The sequence below is a fragment of the Corallibacter vietnamensis genome (genome assembly GCF_039537875.1).
Classification (GTDB): domain Bacteria; phylum Bacteroidota; class Bacteroidia; order Flavobacteriales; family Flavobacteriaceae; genus Corallibacter; species Corallibacter vietnamensis.
Genome location: NZ_BAABBI010000001.1, coordinates 862,389 through 880,301 on the forward strand (window position 1 = coordinate 862,389; position 17,913 = coordinate 880,301).

Annotated in this window: 17 protein-coding genes; all 17 read right to left on the reverse strand. The window is 32.3% G+C overall.

From position 1 onward, the window contains the following. Position 1: 1 nt before the first annotated feature. Positions 2-1,291 (reverse strand): flexirubin biosynthesis putative acyl-CoA ligase FlxY, encoded by a 1,290-nt coding sequence (gene flxY, locus ABD690_RS03965; RefSeq protein WP_344727319.1) that lies wholly within the window; start codon positions 1,289-1,291, stop codon positions 2-4. Beyond that, positions 1,288-2,958 (reverse strand): C45 family autoproteolytic acyltransferase/hydrolase, encoded by a 1,671-nt coding sequence (locus tag ABD690_RS03970; RefSeq protein ID WP_344727321.1) that lies wholly within the window; start codon positions 2,956-2,958, stop codon positions 1,288-1,290. The genes flxY and ABD690_RS03970 overlap by 4 nt, the downstream gene beginning before the upstream one ends. Positions 2,959-2,974: 16 nt before the next feature. Beyond that, positions 2,975-4,495: a phytoene desaturase family protein gene (locus ABD690_RS03975; RefSeq protein ID WP_344727323.1), complete on the reverse strand. Its 1,521-nt coding sequence runs from the start codon at positions 4,493-4,495 to the stop codon at positions 2,975-2,977. 13 nt (positions 4,496-4,508) lie between these two features. Continuing rightward, positions 4,509-8,189, reverse strand: a complete 3,681-nt coding sequence (locus ABD690_RS03980) for an MMPL family transporter (protein ID WP_344727325.1) — start codon at positions 8,187-8,189, stop codon at positions 4,509-4,511. After that, positions 8,182-9,378, reverse strand: a complete 1,197-nt coding sequence (locus ABD690_RS03985; RefSeq protein ID WP_344727327.1) for a DUF2062 domain-containing protein — start codon at positions 9,376-9,378, stop codon at positions 8,182-8,184. Before ABD690_RS03985 ends, ABD690_RS03980 begins: the two co-directional genes overlap by 8 nt. 49 nt (positions 9,379-9,427) lie before the next feature. Next, positions 9,428-10,075 (reverse strand): hypothetical protein, encoded by a 648-nt coding sequence (locus ABD690_RS03990; protein ID WP_344727329.1) that lies wholly within the window; start codon positions 10,073-10,075, stop codon positions 9,428-9,430. Next, positions 10,076-10,567 carry a hypothetical protein gene (locus tag ABD690_RS03995; RefSeq protein ID WP_344727331.1) on the reverse strand — a complete coding sequence of 164 codons (492 nt, stop codon included), beginning with the start codon at positions 10,565-10,567 and terminating at the stop codon, positions 10,076-10,078. A gap of 4 nt (positions 10,568-10,571) precedes the next feature. Then, the gene (locus ABD690_RS04000; RefSeq protein WP_344727333.1) at positions 10,572-10,937 is read right to left on the reverse strand and encodes an ApeI family dehydratase; all 366 of its coding nucleotides are present in this window, start codon (positions 10,935-10,937) and stop codon (positions 10,572-10,574) included. Positions 10,938-10,943: 6 nt separating this feature from the next. After that, positions 10,944-11,615, reverse strand: a complete 672-nt coding sequence (locus ABD690_RS04005) for a porin family protein (protein WP_344727335.1) — start codon at positions 11,613-11,615, stop codon at positions 10,944-10,946. 14 nt (positions 11,616-11,629) lie between these two features. Next, positions 11,630-12,244, reverse strand: coding sequence for a flexirubin biosynthesis protein LolB2 (gene lolB2 / locus ABD690_RS04010; protein WP_486303587.1), 615 nt, complete (start codon positions 12,242-12,244; stop codon positions 11,630-11,632). After that, on the reverse strand, positions 12,225-12,842 hold the full coding sequence (gene lolA2 / locus ABD690_RS04015) for a flexirubin biosynthesis/transport protein LolA2 (protein ID WP_344727340.1): 618 nt from the start codon (positions 12,840-12,842) through the stop codon (positions 12,225-12,227). The genes lolB2 and lolA2 overlap by 20 nt, the downstream gene beginning before the upstream one ends. Continuing rightward, the gene (locus ABD690_RS04020; protein ID WP_344727342.1) at positions 12,835-13,506 is read right to left on the reverse strand and encodes a polysaccharide deacetylase family protein; all 672 of its coding nucleotides are present in this window, start codon (positions 13,504-13,506) and stop codon (positions 12,835-12,837) included. Before ABD690_RS04020 ends, lolA2 begins: the two co-directional genes overlap by 8 nt. A 98-nt stretch (positions 13,507-13,604) precedes the next feature. Next, positions 13,605-14,669: a beta-ketoacyl synthase N-terminal-like domain-containing protein gene (locus ABD690_RS04025; RefSeq protein ID WP_344727344.1), complete on the reverse strand. Its 1,065-nt coding sequence runs from the start codon at positions 14,667-14,669 to the stop codon at positions 13,605-13,607. Next, a complete protein-coding gene (locus ABD690_RS04030; protein ID WP_344727346.1) occupies positions 14,670-15,875 on the reverse strand; it encodes a beta-ketoacyl-[acyl-carrier-protein] synthase family protein in 1,206 nt (401 codons plus the stop codon). It lies immediately after the preceding gene. 88 nt (positions 15,876-15,963) lie between these two features. Then, on the reverse strand, positions 15,964-16,221 hold the full coding sequence (locus ABD690_RS04035; protein ID WP_344727348.1) for a phosphopantetheine-binding protein: 258 nt from the start codon (positions 16,219-16,221) through the stop codon (positions 15,964-15,966). Between the two features lies 1 nt (position 16,222). After that, positions 16,223-16,846 carry a 3-oxoacyl-ACP synthase gene (locus ABD690_RS04040; RefSeq protein ID WP_344727350.1) on the reverse strand — a complete coding sequence of 208 codons (624 nt, stop codon included), beginning with the start codon at positions 16,844-16,846 and terminating at the stop codon, positions 16,223-16,225. A gap of 1 nt (position 16,847) precedes the next feature. Next, positions 16,848-17,909: a methyltransferase gene (locus ABD690_RS04045; RefSeq protein ID WP_344727352.1), complete on the reverse strand. Its 1,062-nt coding sequence runs from the start codon at positions 17,907-17,909 to the stop codon at positions 16,848-16,850. Between the last annotated feature and the right edge of the window lie 4 nt (positions 17,910-17,913).

Below are 17,913 nucleotides of genomic sequence, written 5' to 3' on the forward strand. Positions count from 1 at the left end.
ATCAAGCCCTTTTATCAATAACCAATATGGGTTTTCTGCTCATTGCTGGAAATTGAATTGCTTGAATTGTTTTTTTGTCGTGAAACTCAATTTTAGGTGATACTCTTAATTTAGCTCTAAAATGATCTTTAATTTTTGATAATAACGTCTCATCAGGGTTAGAAGCTGCTATTTTAATACATATTTCATCAGTACCTATGTCGTTGTGTGAAATTTCAATAACATAGCTTAAAACCTCATTAAAATCGTTTAAAATATTATCCATTGCTGGCGGATATAAGGTTGTCCCTTTATATTTAATCATTTGTTTTTTCCTACCTACAAGTGGTCCCAGTCGCATGGTATTTCTTCCGCAAGAACAAGCATCAGTATGGGCTTTAACCATATCTCCGGTTTTAAATCGTAATAGAGGCATGCCTTCAACACCTAAAGTTGTAATTGTAAGTTCGCCAACATTTCCGGGTGTAACTGGGGTATTGTCATCACCTAAAATTTCAGCAATAATTAATTCAGGATGGTGATGTCCTCCTTGTTGCGCTTCACATTCGGTAAAAGCTGTATTCATTTCGGTTGAAGCATAGGTTGAGTATAAATCAATATGCCATTGCGAGGTAATTTTTTCGGCCAATGTATTTAAAGAAAAATCTTGGTTTCGCAGTGATTCACCAATACAAATAGCACCTTTTACACCAGAAGAATTAATATCAATATCGTGCTGCTTGGCATATTCTATAAGCTTTAATAAAAAAGAAGGCACAGCAATGAGATAGGTTGGTTTAAATTTTAAAATAGAATCCCACTGTAACTCTGGAATTCCTGCACCAACACGAATTATACCAGCGCCAAGTTTTCTTACTCCTAAAAAATAAGCTAGACCAGCCATAAAACGCCTATCAATTGTTGTCATAAGTTGTAAGACATCTGTTTCTTTTACACCTGCACACGCAAACGAAATTGCCTCATTGTAGGCTAGTCGTTCTAAATCTGCATCTGTCAAGGCAAATGTTACAGGATCTCCCAAGGTACCCGAAGTGGTTACATAATCAATAATTTTGTGTTTTGGAACACATAAAAAAGCATCGTTATGCTTTTGTAAATCGTCTTTTGTAGTAACAGGAATTTGGGTTAAATCTTCTAGAGACGTAATGGTTTTTATATCTATTTGGTGTTTTTTAAAAACATCTTGATAATATGCAGAATGCGTTTGAAGATAGCTTAATAATTCCTGTAGCTTGTCTTCTTGTAATGCTTTAATTTTTTCTTTTGATGCTTTTTCTATATCAGGAATCATAGGTTTAATTTCCTCTTTAATTTTTTAATATAATCGTTTACAGCTCGTGTATCTGGAACTGTTGTAATTTCTTTTGTTTTAGCGTGTTCAAAAGCAGTCAAAGCTGCAGTGTAATAACCCTTTTCATAATAATAACGACCGGTTAAGTAATAGGCTTCCCAATAGTTTGGGTTGAGATTTTGTAATTCTTTTAAAGAAGATATCTCAATATGTTCGTCATTATTTATAGCTTTTGATATGTGTCTGCTTAAAACACGATATGCTTCATAATTTTCATAGGCTTTTGTGTATAAAAACGGATCTTCTTCAATAAGTAAATTAGCGTTTTGCAGCGAAGTTTTATGAGTGTTATTAGGTGCTTGTTCAAAAACATCATTTAAATCATAAGCAACAAATTCGCCCAACTGATATGGGTTTGAAGATACCCAAACCATATTTTGTTCTGGTTTAAAAACAATACCATGATGCGCTAGCAATTGATTTAATGCTTTTTCATTGCCGTAACCAATGGCTTTGTTTTCTAATCCTTTTTTATCTCTTAAAATATCAACGGCTCTTTGTGGTGTGAGTTTTGGTGTGTTATTAAGAAGTTCTTCCATGCGCTCGTAACGGTATTGCGAGTGACTTTCGGCTATTTGTTTTAAGTTTCTTTCGTCATCAGCAAAGGCATCACTCTGAAAATGGTTGGCGCAAATTAACTGATTAGAATTTGGGACTTCATAAACACCAAAGTTACCTGGAGAAACTTCTATAACGGCAGCTTTTTTGTCTTTAGCACTTCCTATGAAAATAGATTCTGATACAAATACTTCACGTTTTTTTGCAATAGCTATGGCTTCATCAATAGTTGAAGCATATTGCAGGATTTCTCGAGTTACAATAGAAATTGGCGTTTTTGCAATAAGTGGTAGTTTAGATTTTCCTGCATTAATGGTAACGGTTAGTCCTTGATCATTCATGCCGGAAACAACACCAATCATTCCTGCCCAAGTAACAGACATAAAGTTGTGGCCGTTTGTAGGACTTACAAAGGCTATCATTTTATTTTCGGCAAAGGCATCACCGGCATAAAAATCTAAATTACGCCCAATAATTAAGCTGCCATCTTCGGTTTTGTCTCCCCAAGCAGCAAATGATGAGCAGCCTACAAGTGCTAAATCTTGAAAGGCATGACCTATATCGTGAGCGCCGTGTAAGTAAAGTATGCGTAAATAATCATCTGCTATATAATCATAATCATCTCCAGCATATTTAGAAAGTCCTAAAATTTCAGCTTTATATTCTTCAGGAATATGTAGGTACATTTTTCTGTTATACCAAGCCAAAACTTTACGTAGTAGGTATTGTTTGGTTTTTGAGGGTACCATTTCGGCAACTTTGCTTAATAAAGCTCGTTCTTGTTTTTCAAATAGTTCTCTGGTTAGGCTTCCTGTTTCTAAACCTATTTGATAAGGATCGCCCTGAACATATAATTCCCAAAGTTGTTGTTGGTTTTTTGTTAAGTAGTTGGCGCCAGAGCTAAATGTAGAGTCTGATAGTGTAATGCGGTTAGGAACAGACGTATCATAGTGGCTAACATCTGGGATATCGTGTTTTGATTTTGAAACACCACAGGATGTAATCAAAATAAACATGGATAGAACTATGAATACTCTTTTTAAAATCATTCGCTTACAATGTATTTTATTGACTGTTTGTTTTTTTTATTTTGGATACTAAATAATCCATACCTAATATTTCAGAACAGGTAACAATAGCACTTATTGTAACGCCTAATATACCATGCATATTTAAACTTTGCCCTGTAAATAATAAGTTTTCTATTTTAGTACGAGGCGATATAAAAGACTGCATAGACTTATTCACGTTTTTTACATAACCATACATAGAGCCATTGTTAGTGGCAATGTAGTCTCTGTAAGATAAAGGCGATGATGTATATATTTCTTGTATGCAAGCTCTTATATTTGGGAATTTTTTTTCTAATTCAATAATAACCTTTTCGGCTTTTTCAGCTTTAAAAGCTTCGTATGATTGTCCTCTATCATTTTGACACGCCGTTGTGTTAAACGTATTTTCCCAAGGTTTTACTTCATCATAATGCATATAAGTCATTATCGTAATATTATCGCCATAAACGCTTTGGCCTTTTTTGCGTCCCATAGAAAGCATGTAGCCTTCCGGCCAACTTTCTTGTGAGTAATGTTGTGCCGTCCAAACACATTCAGGGGATTTAAAATGATAGTAATTTTTGTTTAAATACTTAAATGTTTCAGGTTTTAAAACAATGTAAACACTAAAAGCAGCAATTGTGCTTTCAATGCCTTCTATCCTGTTAACGTATGATTTTCTAAACTTATCTTTACCTACATGTTTTAGAGTAAGTTTGGGCTCTATATTTGATATAAAAATATCACCATAAAATTCATTACCATTAGAGCAAATGGCAGATGTAAGCTTACCATCTTTATAGTTGTAATCTACAACTTCATGGTATTTATGTACAACGCCGCCCAATTCTTTAAGTCTTCTAATGAGAAGCTTTGTAATTTGACTTCCTCCGTTTACACAGCGATAAGCGCTTTCTATATAAGAATTTACAGATAACGAATGCACATAGAAAGGTGTTTTTTCGCCATCACCAGCATATAGAAAATTTGTACCCACAAGTACTGCTTGTAGTTTTTTGTTTGAAGTTATAGACTCTATAAAGGTTTTTGCTTGTTCACCAAAAACACTAATATCATATTGTTTTCCTTGCTCTACATTATATAGCGGGAATTTGCTACAAGTTTCTTGAATTTTATGGCAGTAGGCTTGAATAGCTTCTTTTTCGTCTGGAAACATTTTGCTTAATGTCTCAATAAAATTGTCATAGCCTTGCGCATATTTGTATTCAGAATCATCATTATCAAAAGTGATAACATCAAAACCGTCTTCGTCCATTTTATCTAAAGACAGCTCATCCATAATACCTAAATATTTAAAATAGGTATAAAGATTTTGCCCTTTACTTAAGCCGCCTATGTAATGTACTCCAGTATCAAAAATAGATTTGTCTCTAGCAAATGTTTGAAGATTGCCGCCAAATTGCTGATTTTTTTCCAAAACGCACACACGATAACCTTCCTTGGCAAGAACCACAGCAGAAACTAAACCTCCTAATCCGCTTCCGGTAATAACAACATCGTAGTGCGATTTCATAGTAAATGATTGCTTATTTGGTTAATATAATAAGCTGATTGTTTTCAAGTGTTTTTGTAAAATTACTAGTGTTTATTTTTGGGTATAGTAAACAACTTTGTTTAAGTAAAATAATGCATGTAACAGATTCTTTTAGTACCGATTCTATTTCTAATTCAGATATGTCATCTGTATTTATAATAATCGTGTTTGCCTCAATATTTAACATGTCACTAAAAGAGTTTGTAAACTGTATCTTACTGTGATTGTTGCTAATATAACAGTTTTTTGCTATTGCTCGTTTTTGAGTGTCTTCAATAAGTGTTGTTATGCTTCTATCAGGGCTATCAAGAGAAAGTAAAAAATCTAATTGTCCGTTATCTTTAGAAATATGCAGAATACGGTCTCTTTTACCAACAGTATCAATAATTTTTTTGTAATCACTTTTGTAAGTGTTTAGGTCTTGCTTTATGTCTTTAAGATAGTTTGAGCCTTTGTATCTAAAATCCTCAAGAATTACATTGTGAAAATAAGTGTCATTTTCTAGGCGTTTTCTAATGTCTTGAAATTTTTGTTTAAAGTACGTACTTATGTTTTTGGTTGTTTCTTTTGTTGTTTCTCCAAAAAATTGAGAGTCACCATACTGTATTCTTTTAAGAATTTCTACCGTTAATGTACCGCGTTTTATAACAAAACGCCCTTTGGGTAAAATTTCAGAGTTTCCATGAATAACAACAGGTACAATGTCTAATTTAAACTGTTCAGCCAAATAAAAAGCACCTTTATGAAAACGACGAATTTTATTAGTATACGATCGTGTTCCTTCTGGGAACGCCATTAACGAATAGCCTTGATCTACTTTTTTCTGTAAATGAGCAACACCATTTTCTATACCACTAGAAACAGGGTAAAAACCAACAAGTCTTACGGCTTTTCCGAATATAGGGGAGTTGTATACCCAATCATTAACCAAGAAAATAATTTTTGGGTGAAGCATTCCTATAGCCAGAATATCAAGAAACGAAGTGTGATTGGCAATCATTACACATTGTTTGTCAAAAGTTTCTTTGTGGTTGTTTATGACTTTAGTTTTGACATATGGATACGAATCTAAAACAGACTTCATGAATTTTGACATAACACCATGAAACCAAGCCATTTTTTTCTTCATGCTTACAGGAACAACCTTAATGATGATGACACCAATAATAGATAAAACCAAGCCGCCAAGACCATAATAAGTAAATGAAATGGTAGATTGAATAAGTAGTAATAGCGGATACGGTTTTTTGTTTTTTGATCCTATAAGAAGTTTAAAAAGTACAGGCTGTATAATAAATGAAATTGTTATTGCAGATAATATCCCTACAATAGAAACTAAAGACATTGTGTATAATGCAGGATGCTTTGCTAATATAAGTACGCCAACACCCAATATAGTTGTGATAACAGATAGTATAATAGATGTTTTATGTGTAGGTAATGCTGTTTCCCCAGTACGGTATTCGTGTAATAAACCGTTTGTGATAAAAATGCAGTAATCAACACCTAACCCAAAAATAAAGGTTGATATAATAATATTAAAAATATTAAACTCTATACCAAAAAGCCCCATTAACCCTATGGTTAAGAACCAAGTTAAAGCAATAGGAATTGCTGTTACTAGAGTTAAGGAAACACTTCTGTAAAACAACAATAAAATAACCAAAACAACAACAAAGCAATATTGTACCAATCGGTTAAAATCATCTTTTAAATTTCCTAAAAAAGTTTCATTCATTTGTTGCCTGTCTATGACTAGTACATTAGGTTGGTCTTTAAACGCGTTTACAATATCAGTAGCTTGTTCTGTACTAACTTTGACAAGCGATGTAACGGTAGTAAAATTGTTTTTTGTTGTTATATAGTCATCAAGAGCAACCATTTTTAATGCATTATAATCGCTTATTTGTAATGGAATGAAATCTGATTCTAGTAAGCTGTAAAAGTCATTATGCGTGGTTGGTTTAAAACCAAGCGAAGCGCCATTTTCTATAAGACTTGTTTTGGTTTTATTTACTAAAGAATCATTCCAGAACGATTGCCATCTTTGAATGCGGTTTTTTTGTGTAATATCAGATTGCACTAAAGCACCAACCGAGCTGTAATTTATTATTTGTTTATTTGCTTTAAGTGATTTTAGCGTATTTAAAACTGCATCATTAGCATTTATTGCTTCTTGTTTTGTATTGCCATAAGACGCAAGGTAAACCGATTTTGAAGAGACATTAGTAAGTGCATCTAAACGTTTTTGAGCAGCCATTAAAGCTGGCGGTTCGTAATTTAGTTTTGTAATATCATGATTGAAAGTTACTTTTTTATAGGTAAATAAACTTACTCCTAAAAGTATGGCTAATACTATAAAACTCCATTTGCTTTTGTGTAACGGAAAAGAAGCAAGTTTGTCTATAAAGGTGTTTTTTGAGACCTTATTAGGAACATCTTTATAAACTTGCGGAATAAAAATAAGCGCAAAAATTGAAGCGCCAATAACACTTATTGCTGCAAAAATGCCTAAATCTTGTAATGCTTGAGATTTTACAAACAACAAGCATAAAAAAGCCAAAGCAGTTGTTAAGCTACTCATTAAAATAGGCTTGGTGATTTCGTGAAAAAGTGCTTTTACGTTATTATTACTTCGTATGTGTGTTAATACATGCAACGAATAATCTAGTGTTACACCTAGCAAAACAGAACCAATACCAAGTGATATAGCAGATATTTTTGTTCGGATTAAAAACAAAAGTGCCACAGCGAGCAAACCACCAAAAATTGTTGGAACAAATAATATAATGGGTAACGCAAGCTTTCTATAAAAAACGATAAGAATTATGAGTAAAATACTCATTGCAATGCTTACTGTAAGTTGTATGTCTTTTTTTATTTGTTTAGCATTTTCAACAGCTATTAATGCGCCACCAAAGTATTCACTATTTACTTTGGTTTTATACTTATCGTTTAGGTTGTTGTTTATTCGGTATAAAATTTCAGAAAACTTACTGTTTTCAGCAGTTTCACTAGATTCATGTGTTGGTGATATAAAAAGAAGCACATGTTTCTTGTCTTTACTTAATAAAAACCCATTGTGTAAACTAAAAGCATCTCCAAAGCTTAATTGCTGAAGTTTTTTTAGTCCCATAAAAGAGATTCCAAAAGGATCTTTTAAAATGGTTTCTTTTGCTACAAATCCAGAAGGAGAAATAAGTGTTTTATAATTAGCCTTTGTTATGGCTTTCACACTATCTGCATGAAGCTTTTTTTCTATGTTTTTATAATCAGTATTGTCTAGAAATAAGGGTAAGTTTTCGTAGACAAAATCTAAAGTGTTTAGCACATCTTCATCTGCAATTTTGCCTTGAATTTTTGTGTAATAATCGCCAGATGTTGTTTTTAAACTATCTATAAACTCTGACGCATAACTTGTTAAATCATCTACAGAGCCATTGGTTTCTTTTGTAAAGTTTACAATGATTTTATCGGCAAAGTTTACAGTTTTTAAAACCTTTTGTGCTTGGGAGTTTTTGTTGTTTGTTGGAATTAGTTTGGTAATGTCTTCTTCAAAAGTAATAAAAGATGCTAGGTAACCTAAACCTAAAAATATAACAATGGCCACTAGAAAACCAACACGTTTTTTAAGGGAAATTGTTTTATAAATATTATAGAAAAGATTAGCCATTTTTTAAAGTTACTTTTTTCTTGTCAACAATAAAAAATATCAGGTAACTAATTAATCCTAAAGCTATGGCTGAAATTGTTGCAAGTGATAAACTACCAATAATATACATTTTTAAATGCGTAACAACTTCAAAGTTGGTGGTAAAATCTTTTATAGAAAACGTGTGCTCTAATCCTAAAAGTGCATTTCCTATTCTTACGCTTGCATAGACAATAAAAGGAATAAATGGAGGCAAACTTACATTTGAAAAAGCAAAAGCAATGGTTTTGTTTAGCTTAAAAAAAATAGCTAAAAAAATAACCAAAGCAGTATGAAATCCCCAAAAAGGAGATAGTCCAATAAATACACCTAATGCTACTGATAGTGCTTTTTTTCTAGGCGAATCTAAACTGCCCAAAAAGTCTTCTAAAAAAAAACGTTTAAGCCCTTTTTTTTTTAAGTTTCTAAAAATGCTTCTAGGCTTGTAGTAAATAAGCGTTAAAAAAACCAGCCAAGTGTTTAATATGCTAATACGCGTAAAATCCTTGAATGGTCTAAAATGAGAAACGCGTTCGGACTCATCATAAAGTACTTGAATAGGGATGTTTTTTACAATAACATCTTTCCAAGCACATTTTACAATAACTTCTATTTCAAATTCAAATTTGGTAGTGTAAAAATTTAATTTTTCAAGAACTTGAAGCGGATAAAGTCTAAATCCAGATTGTGTGTCTTGAAGTTTTATTCCTGTTTCAAACCAAAACCAGAAATTAGAAAATTTATTACCAAAGCTACTTTTTCCAGGAACACCTTCTTGTTCCATGTTTCTAGCACCTATTAGCAAAATGTCTTTGTTTTCGCTAGTTTCTAGTGTGTCAATAAATGCAGGAATATCACTAGGAAAGTGCTGTCCGTCAGAATCTATAGTTATGGCAAAATCATATCCTAAAGAAACGGCATGTTTAAAACCTTTGCGTAGCGCAACACCTTTGCCTTGATTGGCTTTAAAATGAATGGTTTCTATGCCTGTATAGCTATCTAAAATGGTTTTTGTGGTATCTGTAGAGCCATCGTTTACAATAATAACGTTGTTAGTATATTGTAAAACACCATCTATTACACGTTTTAGAGTGCGCTCATTGTTGTATGTTGGAATGAGAACACATACGTTTAAATTAGCTATTTTTTGTTTGATTGGAACGGTATTCACTAACGTAATGGGCTATTAGTATTACTATATCGAAAGTACTAATTTTTACCTAAAACTTGCTTTCAGTTTTGTTTTTATTTATTAAAAGTGTTTTGTAGTGTTTCATGGCTTTTAGAATAGACACGGCGTTTTCATAACCTTCAACACTTATAACTAGTTTTGTTTTCTCCCACTTATTTTTTTTCTCGTTTGCTAAAAACGGTAAATAAATATTTAAGTACGCCAGATTATTATCTCGTCTTGAAGCGCGCTTAAAAGCATAAGCATTTTTAACATCAAAAAGCATGCTGTTTATTTCTTTGCTTTTCTTTTTGTTTAAAAGTGTTAATCTCAAAAAGTCACCTTCATAACTTACTTTATAGCTTTTTACTAAAAAGCCATTGTCTGAATAGGCATATTTATCAACATACTCTTTTATAAAAGCTTTGGTTTCTTGTAGAGAAATTTCTTTTTCTTGTGAACGAATGATGTTAAAATCCTCAACAGTACCGTTTTCAAAAATTATTTTTTCAACAAGATCTTTTTCTATAAAATAGTCTGGACCTGTAAGGTTTTCTTGTTTTTTGTATTTAATTTTATTGATACCTATTTCTAAAACTTTTGATGAAATTTCATCATTATTTTTGGTAACTATAATGTCTTGAGAAAATAAAGAAAAAGATATTAGTAATGTAAGAAAGGTAATCGTACTTCTCATTTAATTTGTGATTTGTTTTTCTTCGTCAGAAAACAGTTTAGACTCTAGTATGTAGTCTTTTATGTGGTTTTTTAAGTCGGTAGATTTTATGTTGCTATAATGCTTTAATATAAAGGCTTTGTCTTCATCTATATTGTCTTTATAGCCCACGATTCTAGGTGTGTTTTCTTGAACACCTATGCGTACAAAACGCGGTTCAATGTCATTAGGAGCTTTTTCAATAGCAAACTCAATATAACTTACACCTTCTTTTAGAAATTCTTTTTTTTCTTTTATGCTACCGCCAATTTTTGCTTTCATTGTTATTGCGGCGCCTTTGTAGGCAACTAGGGCAACATCGTCGTTTTTGGTTACAGAGGCTACTAAATTATTAAAAGCAGTTACTTTATCATTGTTGTGAGCTGCATCTCTGTAAGCAACACGCACATCTTTAATATCTAAAGAGAGTGTGTTTAAAGTAAAAAGCGTAATAAGAAAAACAAGAAATTTCATGTTGTTATTTTATTTTGAACGTAGTTGATAGCTTTAAAGCAACCGTGTCTTCAAATTTTGTAACGTTTTTTACTTTGTAGCCTTCATCGGTTTCTGATATGTCTAGCGTAAGCTCTAAATCAGGTGTTTTTTCTGGGTTGATAATGGCCATAAACTTTACATTGGTTGAAGACTCCATAAATAGTGCCTTTTCAACAATTTGTTCTGATAATTCTTTAATTATTTGCATCATACAAACACCAGGCGTTACAGGGTTTCCTGGAAAATGCCCTTTAAAAACATCATGGTCTTTGTTTATGGTAATATTAGCTGTTGCCTGATTGTTAGCAACAGCTAATTTATTTACTGTGTAAAAATCTTTTAATAGCATGTTTTACTAAAAGTTGAATTTATAATATACACCTAATTGAAAAACGCTGTTTAACCAGTTGTCACCATCGTAATAATCACCATCGGTTTCTACATAATAACCATCACTTCCTACATAGAAGCTGTCTCCATCATAATCATCTCTTGTATCAATAAATCCTTGCTTGTAACGCGCTTCAATACCTAAACCAAACGGAAACTCATAACCAATACCTCCAAATAAAGCAAAATCAACAGGAGTTACATCAAAAAAAGTATCATCAGAAACATTAATATCAATGCTAGGACCAACAATAAGGTGTAAGCCTACATCAGGAATAACAAAAAACTTGTTTGCAATTGCTAATGACACATAGTGAACATTTATATCGTTGTTTAAATAGTTTCTATAATATGGGTTGTATGGATCGTATGGATCTACTGTTGTAAAGTGTACAGCATTATTGTCCCTAGAAGCTCCTTGATTAGAGTAGTTAGTTTCAACTTGTAACTCATAAAAGTTTGATAAATGAATATTAACAAAAAGCCCTGCGTTAGGAGCAATTTTAGTGTCTGAGTCACTAATGTTTGTGATGTTAGCGGCGTTAAGCCCTAATCTTACACCTGGACGTACTTTTACTTGAGAAAAAGCCGTAATACTTACGGTAAGTAATGCGAAAAATAAAATTGTTTTTTTCATGTTTTTAAGATTGATTATTTAATTGATTTAAGATTGATTTGTAATTGTATATTGTTATGTTTTATTTCAATATGTTTTGCAATAGTATTACTAATTTCTGAAAATAGAAAGTGCACTTTTTCTTTTCCATTGTTTGCGCGTACTACTTTATTCAAAATAGTATCTTGTACAAAATAGTAATGTTCTTTATTATTTATTGTTGTTTTGTAAATATGTGTATTGTTGGTTTTGTATGCGTTTGATATACTAATGTCTTCTTTGATTAAAACTTTAAAATCTTGTTTTAAAATATTAATTAATAGCGGTTTGTTGAGATCATCTAAAATGTAATTTACTTTAAAGTCATCAGTGTAAAAAGAAAAGTCAAATATTTTATTTCCCATTTCAGTAGTAAAAACTACACGATGTTGTTTGTTGTCTACTTTTTTTATGATTAGTAACCCACCAAAATTATTATCATATACTGAAATGCGTGTTTTATATACGTAGTCTTTAGACGCATCGGCAAAGTACGAATTTGTAATGTGACTTTTAGCCACTTGGGTTGTTATAAACTGTTGCTTTTTTGGGTAGGAGCTACATGAAAAAAACAGCCATATAACGCAAAAACTAGTTAGTAAATAACGCATCGTCAAGCGGACTGTTTAGTATTTTGTTTGTAAAAGTAATTTTTGTGTAATCGCCTGAAGGCTCTATCATTTTTAAGGCAATGACGTCTCCTTTTTTATTAAACGTAATATGAAAGGCTTTAATATATTTGGCAAATTTTTTGTCTTTCGGGCTAAAATACACCAAACTGTTATTGTTTTTATTAAAGTATTCTATATCAAACTCATTTTCGTCAAACATATCGCCTTTTACACTTTTTATGATTAGTGTATTAAGTTGTTTAAACATTTTGTTTGACCCTAAATCTATATCGCTTTTGTTGCCTTCGTCATTTATGTAAAGCATATCGTTTTTAAATACTACCGAATATTTAAAAGGGTCTACATATTCCCATTTTATCATATTGGGAACTTTAAATGCTAACGATCCTTTAGTAATAATATCATTTGATAAAAAATCTAAATGTTTGTTTTGTACAAAATCACTTGTTATGGTTTTTGTTGTTGTTGCTTGAGATTTTACAGTTTCTTTTAAAGCTGTTGCTTCTGCCAAAGTCATTTTGGTTTGTGCTTGTAATGACACAACTATAAAAAAGCATAGGTAAGCAAGGTTACGCATAAGGTTTTATTTTGCATAAAGAATCTACAGTAACAGACTCTAAATTTTGTTGTTGTAAAAATAACAATAACTGTTCCAAAACAATCAAAGTTTTTTCACTAGTATCATGCAACAAGATAATGTCGCCAGGTTTTAAGTTGGTTGTTATTCTTTTAAAAATAGCATCATCAGAAATTTTTGTGGTGTCTAATGAACGTTTATTCCAACCAATAGTGGTAAGTTTTAACGCTTTTACTGCACGAGCAATATTCGGGTTGGTTACACCAAAAGCAGGTCGGTATAAATTTAATTTTAATCCTGTTTGATTTTGTACAATACTGTTTGTTTTCTGCAACTCTTTAATTACGTTTTCTGTTGAAAGAAAACCAAAAGAATTAGCATGAGAATAGGTGTGATTGCCAATAGTATGCCCTTGATCTAATATGTTTTTTACAATATCAGGATGATTTTCTATATGTTTTCCTATGCAAAAAAAGGTGGCTTTTGCATGATGCTTTTTTAATAATTCAAGAACTTGAGGCGTAAAGGTAGAATTTGGGCCATCATCAAATGTAATAGAAACATGATTAGTTTTTGTTGACGCATTTGAGAGTATTGCTTTTAAATGATAATTCCAACCAATTAAACCAGATCCTAAAGCAGTAATTAAAAACCAAAAAACCATTAGTAAAACAATATACCAAAGTGAAAGGCTAAAAAAATAATGACATACTATTAAACCTATAAAAATAACACTCGCGGTTATATTTACTGATTTAAAGTTTAGCATTTGCGAAGTAGTATGAAACTATGGTTTTCTCCACGATACTGATTGTATAATAAAACAGTATTAAAGTGCTTTGCCGCAATGTGGTTGTGCTTTGTAACTTCAGGTATAGATTGCGTTTTAATAATTTTAGCTCCTAGCCAAAAGCCAAATGATGAAGCCGTATTAAACTCGCCACATAAGTGCTTATAACATACTTGCTGTGTTTGGCTAAAGGTTGTATTAGTTAATGTGTTGTAAAAAGAATCGTAATCTACATCGCCGTTATTGCCAAGTATTACAGCATCAATAGCATTTACATCAAGATTGTTTTCTTTTAAGAAGGTAATCGCAGCATCATGCAAGTTTGCTTCAGGAAGTGTATTGAATGTTTTTACAGCAACAACTTCAGCATAGGTTGAGGTTTGTTTTTTGTTTGATAAAACAAAAAAGTTAGCGCCTTCACTAAAAACTGCTCCAGAGGTATTAGAAGTTAATACTTCAGAAGACTTTACAGCGTCTTGTTTTATATGTTTTGCAATATGATGTATTTTAACCGTATGATCTGCAAGTTCATCAACACCACCAATGAGTATATTGTTAGCTTCGTCTAGTTCTAATTGTAATTTAGCATCAATTAAAGCTGACTCAAACGAAATGCTTGCATGCACATACGTAAAATTATAGCCTTTGCATTGCAAATCTAAAGCTATTTGTCCGCCAACAGTATTGTGCGTAGATTGTATAAAAGGTGTTGGTGTTAGGTATTGTTCATCGTTGTCTATAATGGCACTTACAAATTTTTCAGAGTCGCGAACACAACCCATGCCAGTTCCTGTTATGATAGCATCAACGTTATCTAAACCAGCTTCATTTAGTGCTATTTTTGAGGTAACAATCCCCATTTTAATTCCTTTTGCCATGCGTCTCGCAGCAGCCGGAGGAATATAATCTTTATAATTAGGGTCTATAGTAGAAATAACATTATCGTCATAGGCAGTAATCTCATCTAAAAACATTGTGTTATCAAATGTTTTTTGAGAAGATATGGAGCCACCGCTATTTATATAAACCTGTTTCATTTATTGTTGTTTAGAAAAAATGACTGTTGAACAATTACCACCAAATCCTAAAGAGTTAGATAAAACAGTTTGTAATGATTTCTTTTTAAGTTGTAGTTCTGGCGTAATATCAAATTCTTTCATCTGGGTTTTAAAATTCAGATTCGGATAGATGACATCGTTTTGCAAAGCTAAAACGGAGAACACAGCTTCAATAGCGCCTGCAGCAGCAAGCGTATGTCCTGTATAGGCTTTTGTTGAGCTAAAATCAGGCACGTGATTGTCTCCAAATACGCGTATAATTGCACGGCCTTCAGATAAATCATTATTACCAGTAGCAGTGCCATGAGCGTTTATATAGTCAATGTTTTCAGGTTTTAAACCGGCAACTTTTAATGCTTTTTCCATGGCTAAAGTTGCACCATCTCCATTGTCTGAAGAAGCTGTTTGATGAAAAGCATCATTAGCATTACCATAACCTTTTACATAGCCTAAAACGGTTTTGTTTTCAGTCTTAACAACAGTATCTGATTCTAATACTAAAAAAGCTGCTGCTTCACCTAGATTTAGCCCTTTTCTGTTTTCATCAAAAGGCGTACTGTAAGTGTCAGACAATATCATTAAGGTTTTAAAACCATTGATAGTAAACTTTGATAAGCAATCAGTGCCACCAACAACCACACGGTCTAATTGCCCAGACTTAATAAGTCTAGCGCCAAGCATAATAGCATTTGCTGCTGATGAGCAAGCGGTACTTATTGTAGTGACTAAACTTTGATCTATGCCTAGTTGTTGAGCGATTTTTTGAGTAGAATCACCTGCATGATGACCATCAATATATTTTTGATTTTCAGGATTGGTTAAGTAATCGTAATAATAACGTTCTGTCATATCCATACCACCAACACTGGTTGATGAGATTAACCCTGTTTTGTATGCAGATATGTTTGTTATAGCTGCATTTTTTACAGCTTCTTTTGCTGCAATAACACCAAGTAAGGCTGTTCTAGAATAATTATTGTTTGAATCTAAACCTAATTCTTTTTCTAGCTCGCTGTTTGTTAGGGAAATTTCACCAACCATGATGTCGTCTTTATGAATGGTTTGTATTTTAGAAATTCTTGAAATCCCTTTTTTACCATCAATAAGCGACTGATAGTTTTCTGCTACATTGTTTCCAATAGCAGAAATTATTCCCATTCCAGTTATTGCGACGCCTTTACTCATATAGTTTTATGCGAAAGCTGAAAAATTATTATTTAGTTTAATGATTCTATTTCTATTCCTAGAAACCCTTAATTGTTTAAAGGTGTTTTTATTTAGATCTATGCTCTGTAATGTAAGCTGCCATGGTATTGATAGATTCAAAAATGGCACGACCTTCTTTTGGGTCTGTTAGTTTTATACCATAAGTTTTATCTAGCATAACAATTAGTTCTAAAGCATCAATAGAGTCTAACCCTAATCCGTCACCAAAAAGCATATCGTCATCAGCGATTTCATCAACGGTTACATCTTCAAGGTTTAATTGCTCGATAAGGTTCTCTTTTAATTCTTGTTTTAAAGCTTCCATATTATGTATTGTATAATGTGTTTATATTGTTTTTGTTGTGTTTTATATTGCTTGATGTTTCTGATACAAGATACAAAAAGGCTTCATAATGATTTTTATCAAAATCTACCCAACCGCATAGTACACTTTTTGCTTTTTTTGACGCTAGCAAGCTATTAGAATAATCAAATAGGTGTTGCGCATTAAAGCTGTCAAATATAAAAAAACTATTTTCAGAATACAGCTTATATTTTATACTTATCTCACCAATACAAATATTTGGTAATGTGTACACAAAAACTGCTGGACTAGGAAAATAATCATTTTTATTTTGAATGGCATTTTGGTGAGCCCTATCTGTATCTAAACTTGAAGCTCTATTTGATAAAACAACAGCGATATTGTTTTCTTCTTCAATATTTAAGTGTTCGTTTTGAAGTAAAACATCAGCAGCTAAAAAGGCTAATTTACTTAAACTATCCATTTTAAAAAATTTTGAATAGCTGGTATTAAGCGATTTATAAGCTCCTTTTATAAAGCTAGTAAAGGTGTCAGCTGTTTTATCTTGGTACACAACAGCATTATTTAAAGAAACAGTTTGATTCTTTATGTGGCAAAAAGATGTTATGTAATGGTTGGTCTGCATATTATTTTTTCTTACAAACTAAAATGGTATGATATTCTCCTACAGCAATATCTTCTTTAAGTACCAAACCAGCTTTGTCAATAAGTTTTTTAAACACTGTTGCAGGATACATTTTGCTGTTTCCGTTTGCCATAACTGTAAAATAAAGAGATGTAGCCTCTAGGATAAACTTTGCATTATCAAAACGCTGTCTATCTGTAAAGGTTTCCATAATAAGAACTTCACCATTATCATTTACGGCGTTTGCACAGGCTTTTAAAATGGTTAAAATTTCATCTTCAGAAAAACAATCTAAAAATTGACTCATCCAAATGGCGTCAGCGCCTTTTGGTAATGTTGGATTTTCTGACAACCAATCTATTTCATGATGTGTTACGCGATTAGCATAGCCTGCTTTTTCAACATTTTGAAGGGCTATTTTTAATTGACCTGGTAAATCAATCATTTTTATAGAAACAGTATCGCTGTGTTTGCTGCCGCTTATGGCAAATTTACCTGTGTTTGCACCAACATCATAAATAGTTTTAGGGTTGTTTCTAAAAACAAACTCTAAAGCCTCTTGAAACACTTCGTCAGAGTAGTGGTGGTCAAATTCAAACCAAGCTTTTTGAACATCAGGTTGTAATACAGAAAGCCCTTGATAAATAGTGTCCCAGTTTCCTAGTTCTTTTAATCCGGCTGGTTTTCCAGTTTCTATAGCTTCGGTTAGGTGATATAATCCTTTGTAGCAAACATCTTGTGTGAAATTAATGTTTACATCAACCGTACGATCAAAAGCTAAAAAGTAGCCTGTTGTGGTTAATTCAAAATTTCCTTGCTCATCTTTATTAACAATGTTATAGCTTTCAGCAATTTCAAGTAGTACGCCAACGCCATAAGTTGTTAATCGGAGTTCTTTTGAAATAGCTTCAAGAGTAATACCGCCTTTTCTTCTTTTTTCAAAAATAAGATTAAAAATTCCTAGTTTTCTTAATGAAACTACGGCTTGAAAAACAAAGGGAGCAAAGGCTATTTTTTCTGCTTCTTGAACAGCATCTATGGCTCTTATTGGCTTATTTGACATTGGT